Below are 6,354 nucleotides of genomic sequence, written 5' to 3' on the forward strand. Positions count from 1 at the left end.
TCCTTTCCTGGGGGCGGTTAGCGGCGCGGGCCGCGGTCGCCGCGCTCGCGCTCGTCGCGCTTTTGCATCTGCACGGAGGGGCCGTCCTCGTGTTTCTCGACCTTGATGGTGAGGACACGCATGACGTCGTCGTGCAGGCGCGCGAGGCGTTCCATCTCCTGCACCGCCGGCGAGGGGGCGTCGGATTTCAGGAAGGCGTAGTGGCCCTTGCGGTTCTTGTTGATCTTGTAGGCCATGGTCTTCACGCCCCAGTACTCGCTGTCGACGACCTTGCCGCCGTTGTCCGCGAGGATGGTGGAGAAGTGTTCGACCAGGCTTTCGGCCTGCGCGTTGGACAGGTCCTGACGCGCGATGAGGACATGCTCGTACAGCGGCATGTAAGCTCCATTTCTGTCGGGCGGCTTCAAAGGACGGGGCAATGCGGCCTTCCGGGCCCGTCCACGAGAGGCTTCGCCGGTTCATGGTTCTTCGGAAGGATGGCGCCTTATACGGGTTTGGGCGCGGGATGCAAGGCGGGAGGGGACGCTGCCCCCGCCGCGCCCGTGGGCGCGCCTCCCCCGGAGTACTTGGGCAAGGTGGCGGGGCCAGAGGGCGCTTTCCGGGGGGAGGGAGCGCGCGGGCGGGGCGTCGTGCCGGCGTGCTGGGGGGGCGCCGGAGAGGGCCTTGCTCCCGGCCCCGGGCTTGCGGAAGGGGCGGCTTCGGGGGCGCGGAAGTATGGGGGAAATGATTGCCATGCCGGGCCGCGGGCGCTATGCGGGGGCCAAACCGCAGATGGAGGAAAGATGAGCCGCGCATTCGTATTCCCGGGACAGGGGGCGCAGACCATCGGCATGGGCCGCGCGCTGGCCGAGGCCTATCCGGCGGCGCAGGCGGTCTTCGACGAGGTCGACGAGGCCCTGGGCGAGAAGCTGAGCGCCCTGATCTGGGAGGGCACGGCCGAGGAGCTGACGCTGACCGCGAATGCGCAGCCGGCGCTGATGACGACCTCGATCGCGGCGCTTCGGGCGCTGGAAGCCGAAGGGGTCGGGATCGAAGCGGCGTCCTTCGTGGCGGGCCATTCGCTGGGGGAATATTCGGCGCTGTGCGCGGCGGGGTCGCTGAGCCTTGCGGATACGGCGCGGCTTCTGCGGGTGCGTGGCCAGGCGATGCAGGAGGCGGTGCCGGTGGGCGTGGGCGCGATGGCGGCGCTCCTGGGTCTCGACTTCGCGACTGCGGCCGAGGTCGCGGCGGAGGCGGCGCAGGGCGAGGTCTGTCAGGCGGCGAACGACAACGATCCGGCGCAGGTGGTGATCTCGGGGCACAAGGCGGCGGTCGAGCGCGCGGTGGAGATCGCCAAGGCGCGCGGCGCCAAGCGGGCGATCGTGCTGCCGGTGAGCGCGCCGTTCCACTGCGCGCTGATGCAGCCCGCCGCGGCGGTGATGGTGAATTCGCTGGCCGGCGTGGTGGTCGAGGCGCCGAAGGTGCCGCTCGTGGCCAATGTGCGTGCCGAGGCGGTCGAGGATTACGCCGAGATCCGGGAATTGCTGGTCGAGCAGGTGACCGGTTCGGTGCGCTGGCGCGAGAGCGTGGCGTGGATGGTACAGGCCGGGGTCACCGAGTTCTGGGAGATCGGCGCGGGCAAGGCATTGTCGGGCATGATCAAGCGGATCGAGCGCGGGGCGGAGACCCGGGCGATCGGGACGCCGGAGGATGTTGCCGCGGCGGCCGAGGCGTATCGGGCCGGGCCGGCCGCGGGCTGAGAGGGCGGAGGCGGGGGGCTGTCTGCCCCCCTGCACCCCCCTGAGGATATTTGCGCTCAGAAGAAGAGCAGGGTTTCGGGAGACATCGGTAGACATGGGCATGTTCGATCTGACGGGCAAGACGGCGCTGGTGACGGGCGCTTCGGGCGGTATCGGCGGCGCGATCGCGCGGGCGCTTCATGGCGCGGGCGCGACGGTGGCGCTGTCGGGGACGCGCGAGGCGCCGCTGACGGAGCTGGCCGGCGAGATGGGGGAGCGGGCGCATGTCGTGACCTGCAACCTGTCGGATCCGGAGGGGGTCGAGGCGCTGCCGAAGCGGGCGGCCGAGGCGATGGGATCGGTCGACATCCTGGTGAACAACGCGGGTATCACTCGCGACGGGTTGATGATGCGGATGTCGGATGCCGACTGGCAGAGCGTGATCGACGTCAACCTGACCTCGGCCTTCCGGTTGTCGCGGGGCGTGCTGCGCGGCATGATGAAGGCGCGCTGGGGGCGGATCGTCAACATCACCTCCGTGGTGGGGACGACCGGCAACGGCGGCCAGGTGAACTATGCCGCGGCGAAGGCGGGCCTCGTGGGCCTTTCCAAGAGCCTGGCGCAGGAGGTGGCGAGCCGCGGCATCACGGTGAACTGCGTCGCGCCGGGCTTCATCGCGACCGCGATGACCGACAAGCTGAACGACGACCAGAAGGCGAGCATCCTGGGGGCGATTCCCGCAGGGAGCATGGGCTCGCCGGAGGACATCGCGGCGGCCGCGCTGTATCTTTCCAGCGCCGAGGCGGGCTATGTCACCGGCGCCACCTTGCATGTGAACGGCGGAATGAGCATGATCTGAGCGCCCGGACCGGCATGGCCCTGCGGGTGGCCGGTCACCGGGGCGAAAGCGTTTGCGTCGGCTGGAGAACGTGCTATTAGCGGCACGGAATCCGACCCGGGGAACGGGCCTTCGGCCCCATGCCGCGGGACAGCCGCTCGGGGCGAGCAACGGGACATAAAGACCGGGTCCGGGACCCGAAACACCATGAGGAAGTGACATGAGCGACATCGCAACCCGCGTGAAGAAGATCGTGGTCGAGCATCTCGGCGTCGAAGAAGACAAGGTCACCGAGAACGCTTCGTTCATCGACGATCTGGGCGCCGACAGCCTCGACACCGTCGAGCTTGTGATGGCGTTCGAGGAGGAGTTCGGCATCGAGATCCCGGACGACGCGGCCGAGACGATCCAGACCTTCGGCGATGCCGTCAAGTTCATCTCGGAAGCGGCCTGAGCCCTTTCGGAACCAAGACGTTTGCAGACGGCGCCCCCCCTCGGGCGCCGTTTTGCTTTGCGGCGACAGCGCGGGCCTGCCGCGGAGGAGGCGAGCGATGGAGATACCCGAGATCGTGACCGCCCGGCTGGTGCTGCGCGGCTGGCGGATCGAGGAGTTCGACCGGCAGGCGGAGATCTACGCCGATCCGGAGGTGACCCGGTTCATCGGCGGACCCAAGCCGCGGTCGGCCGCGTGGGATGCGTTCCTGCGCAATGCCGGAACCTGGGCGTTGTACGGTCTGGGCGGCTGGGCGGTGACCGACCGCGCCGGGGGCGGGGTGCTGGGGGCCGTTGGCTTCCAGATCCGCCAGCGCGGGCTGGGCGAGGATTTCGACGGGGCGCCGGAATGCGGCTGGACGCTGGCGCGTGCGGCGCAGGGCAGGGGGATCGGCACAGAGGCCGCGACGGCGGCGCTGCGTTGGCTCGACGCCCGGACCGAGGGCGCGCGCAGCCATGTCGTGATCGATCGTGACCACGTGGTCTCGCGCCGCCTGGCGGAGCGGCTGGGCTATCGTTTCCGGCGCGAGGCGACCTACGAGGGCGATCCGGTGGTGCTTATGGCGCGGGAGCGCGGCGGAGTGCCGGCCTGAGCGCGGGTCAAGAGCGAACAGCGGGCCGACGGGGCCCGGCGGCACGGCAGGCCGTCGCCACCCGTGTTTCATGGCGTTGCGCGGGCCGCGCCCCCCGTGTATCTGTGCCCGAAAGCTGCGATTGAGTGAGGAGAGCTGATGCGCCGCGTTGTCATTACGGGTCTGGGAATGGTCTCGCCTCTGGCTTGCGGGGTCGACGAGACCTGGAGCCGGCTGATCGAGGGCCGGTCCGGCGCGGGCACGATCACCCGCTTCGACCCGAGCCGCGTGACCACCACCTACGCCTGCGAGATCCCGCGCGGCGACGGAACGGATGGCACCTTCAATCCCGACGACTGGATGGAGCCGAAGGAACAGCGCAAGGTCGACGAGTTCATCCTCTACGGCATGGCCGCCGCGGTGCAGGCAGTGCGCGACGCCGGCTGGGAAGCGCCGTCGGAAGAGGAAAAGCTGCGCACCGGCGTGATGATCGGTTCCGGCATCGGCGGGCTGTCCAACATTGCCGAGACGGCGGTTCTGATCCATGAGCGCGGCCCGCGCCGGGTCAGCCCGTTCTTCATTCCGGGGTCGCTGATCAACCTGATCTCCGGCCAGGTCAGCATCCGCTACGGCTTCAAGGGGCCGAACCACGCTGTGGTGACGGCCTGCTCGACCGGCGCGCATGCGATCGGCGATGCGGCGCGGCTGATCCAGTGGGGCGATGCCGACGTGATGGTGGCGGGCGGTGCCGAAAGCCCGATCAGCGAGATCGGGATCGCCGGCTTCAACGCCTGCAAGGCGCTGTCGACAAAGCGCGGCGACGCGCCCGAGACCGCCAGCCGCCCCTATGACGCGGACCGCGACGGATTCGTCATGGGCGAAGGCGCGGGGGTCGTCGTGCTGGAGGAATACGAGCACGCCAAGGCCCGCGGCGCGACGATCTATGCCGAAGTTCTGGGCTATGGACTGTCGGGCGATGCCTATCACATCACTGCGCCGTCCGAGGATGGCGACGGCGGCTACCGCGCCATGGAAGCCGCGCTGAAGCGGGCGGGCATCGGCGCCGACAAGGTCGATTACATCAATGCGCACGGCACCTCGACCATGGCCGACACGATCGAGCTGGGCGCGGTGGAGCGCCTGATGGGCGACGCGGCCGACCGCGCCACGATGTCGTCGACCAAGTCGTCGATCGGCCACCTTCTGGGCGCGGCTGGCGCGGTCGAGGCGATCTTCTGCACCCTGGCGATCCGCGACCAGGTGGCGCCGCCGACGATCAACCTCGATACCCCGGCGGTGACGCCGCGGCTGGATCTTGCGCCGAACAAGGCGGTGCATCGCAGGATCGACGTGGCATTGTCGAACTCGTTCGGCTTCGGCGGGACCAACGCCAGCCTCGTGCTCGGGAAAGTCGCCGAGTAATGGGCAGGTCCGTCGCCTCGAACGCGCTGACGTTCTTCGTCCTTCTGCTGGTCGCCATCGCGGGCTTCCTCGAGTGGAGCAAGCAGCAATACACCGGTCCCGGCCCGCTGACGCAGCCGATCTGCCTGCGGGTCGAGAAGGGCGAGAGCGTGACCTCGCTCTCGGACAAGCTGATGAAGGACGGGGCGATCTCGCACGCGATGATCTTCCGCGTCGGCGCGAGCTATGCCGACAAGACCGACAAGATCAAGTTCGGCTCCTACCTCGTGCCGGAGCATGCCTCGATGCAGGGGATCCTGGGGATCGTCACCAAGGGCGGGCAGAGCACCTGCGGCACCGAGGTGAACTATCGCATCGGGGTCACCGCCAGCGAGATGGTCGTGCGAGAGCTTGATCCGGTGGAGGGCAAGTACCAGGAGGTCGCCAAGTTCGACCCGGCAAGCAAGGACAAGGCGCCCGCGGAATACGCTAAGGTCGTGGCCGAGCCCGACACCCGCTTCCGGGTGATCCTGGCCGAGGGCGTGACCAGCTACGATGTTTCGAACGCGCTCGGCCACGCCGATTTCCTGTCCGGCAAGATCGCGACGACGCCGAAGGAGGGCAGCCTCGCCCCCGACAGCTACGAGGTCACCAAGGAGGAGGACCGCGCCAAGCTGATCGAGGAGATGCAGGGCCGGCAGGCGAAGATCCTGAAGGACGCCTGGGACCAGCGCGACGAGGATCTGCCCTACAAGACCCCGGAAGAGGCGCTGACCATGGCCTCTCTGGTGGAAAAGGAAACCGGCGTGCCGGGCGAACGGCCCGAGGTGGCCTCTGTCTTCGTCAACCGGCTGAACAAGGGGATGCGGCTGCAGACCGACCCGGCGGTGATCTACGGCATCACCAAGGGCAAGGGCGTGCTGGGCCGCGGCCTGCGTCAGAGCGAGCTCAAGCGCAAGACCCCCTACAACACCTACGAGATCGACGGCCTGCCGCCGACGCCGATCTGCAACCCGGGCAAGAGCGCGATCGAGGCGGCATTGCATCCGGCCGACACGAAATACCTCTACTTCGTGGCAAACGGCACCGGCGGGCACGCCTTCTCGGACACCTTGGCCGCGCACAATGCCAACGTTGCCAAGTGGCGCGCGCTGGAAGCCGAGCGCGCGAAGGAGGGCAAGGCCCCCAGCGCCGACAGCAGCACGGGCACCGGCGTCTCCTCGGGGAACTGAGAAGAGCCGCCGCCCCGCAAAGACGAAGGGGGGAGGGCGCAAACCAGACGCATTCCGGCATCTGGGACACAGCCAACGGAACAATGTGTTTCCACCCCCGA

At 68.7% G+C, this 6,354-nt stretch carries 7 protein-coding genes; 6 read left to right on the forward strand and 1 reads right to left on the reverse strand.

The genetic code is table 11. The annotated features are described in order from the left end of the window. Positions 1-17 precede the first annotated feature (17 nt). Positions 18-377 (reverse strand): 30S ribosomal protein S6, encoded by a 360-nt coding sequence (rpsF, locus tag CVV76_RS22975; protein ID WP_102227022.1) that lies wholly within the window; start codon positions 375-377, stop codon positions 18-20. Between the two features lie 405 nt (positions 378-782). Here rpsF and fabD point away from each other — a divergent pair, with 405 nt between their 5' ends. The 6 genes from fabD to mltG all read left to right on the forward strand — a co-directional run bounded on the left by fabD (position 783) and on the right by mltG (position 6,253). Further along, entirely contained in the window at positions 783-1,739 is a 957-nt protein-coding gene (gene fabD, locus CVV76_RS22980) for an ACP S-malonyltransferase (RefSeq protein ID WP_102227023.1), read from the forward strand. A gap of 100 nt (positions 1,740-1,839) precedes the next feature. Continuing rightward, positions 1,840-2,577 (forward strand): 3-oxoacyl-[acyl-carrier-protein] reductase, encoded by a 738-nt coding sequence (fabG, locus tag CVV76_RS22985; protein ID WP_102227029.1) that lies wholly within the window; start codon positions 1,840-1,842, stop codon positions 2,575-2,577. A gap of 199 nt (positions 2,578-2,776) precedes the next feature. Beyond that, positions 2,777-3,010 (forward strand): acyl carrier protein, encoded by a 234-nt coding sequence (locus tag CVV76_RS22990; RefSeq protein ID WP_102227024.1) that lies wholly within the window; start codon positions 2,777-2,779, stop codon positions 3,008-3,010. Between the two features lie 97 nt (positions 3,011-3,107). Next, positions 3,108-3,641 (forward strand): GNAT family N-acetyltransferase, encoded by a 534-nt coding sequence (locus CVV76_RS22995; protein ID WP_102227025.1) that lies wholly within the window; start codon positions 3,108-3,110, stop codon positions 3,639-3,641. Between the two features lie 138 nt (positions 3,642-3,779). Beyond that, positions 3,780-5,042, forward strand: a complete 1,263-nt coding sequence (gene fabF, locus CVV76_RS23000; protein WP_102227026.1) for a beta-ketoacyl-ACP synthase II — start codon at positions 3,780-3,782, stop codon at positions 5,040-5,042. Further along, complete coding sequence (gene mltG, locus CVV76_RS23005) at positions 5,042-6,253, forward strand: endolytic transglycosylase MltG (protein WP_102227027.1); 1,212 nt, start codon at positions 5,042-5,044, stop codon at positions 6,251-6,253. Before fabF ends, mltG begins: the two co-directional genes overlap by 1 nt. The last annotated feature ends 101 nt before the right edge of the window (positions 6,254-6,354 follow it).

The organism is Acidimangrovimonas sediminis, assembly GCF_002871005.1.
Lineage (GTDB): Bacteria > Pseudomonadota > Alphaproteobacteria > Rhodobacterales > Rhodobacteraceae > Acidimangrovimonas > Acidimangrovimonas sediminis.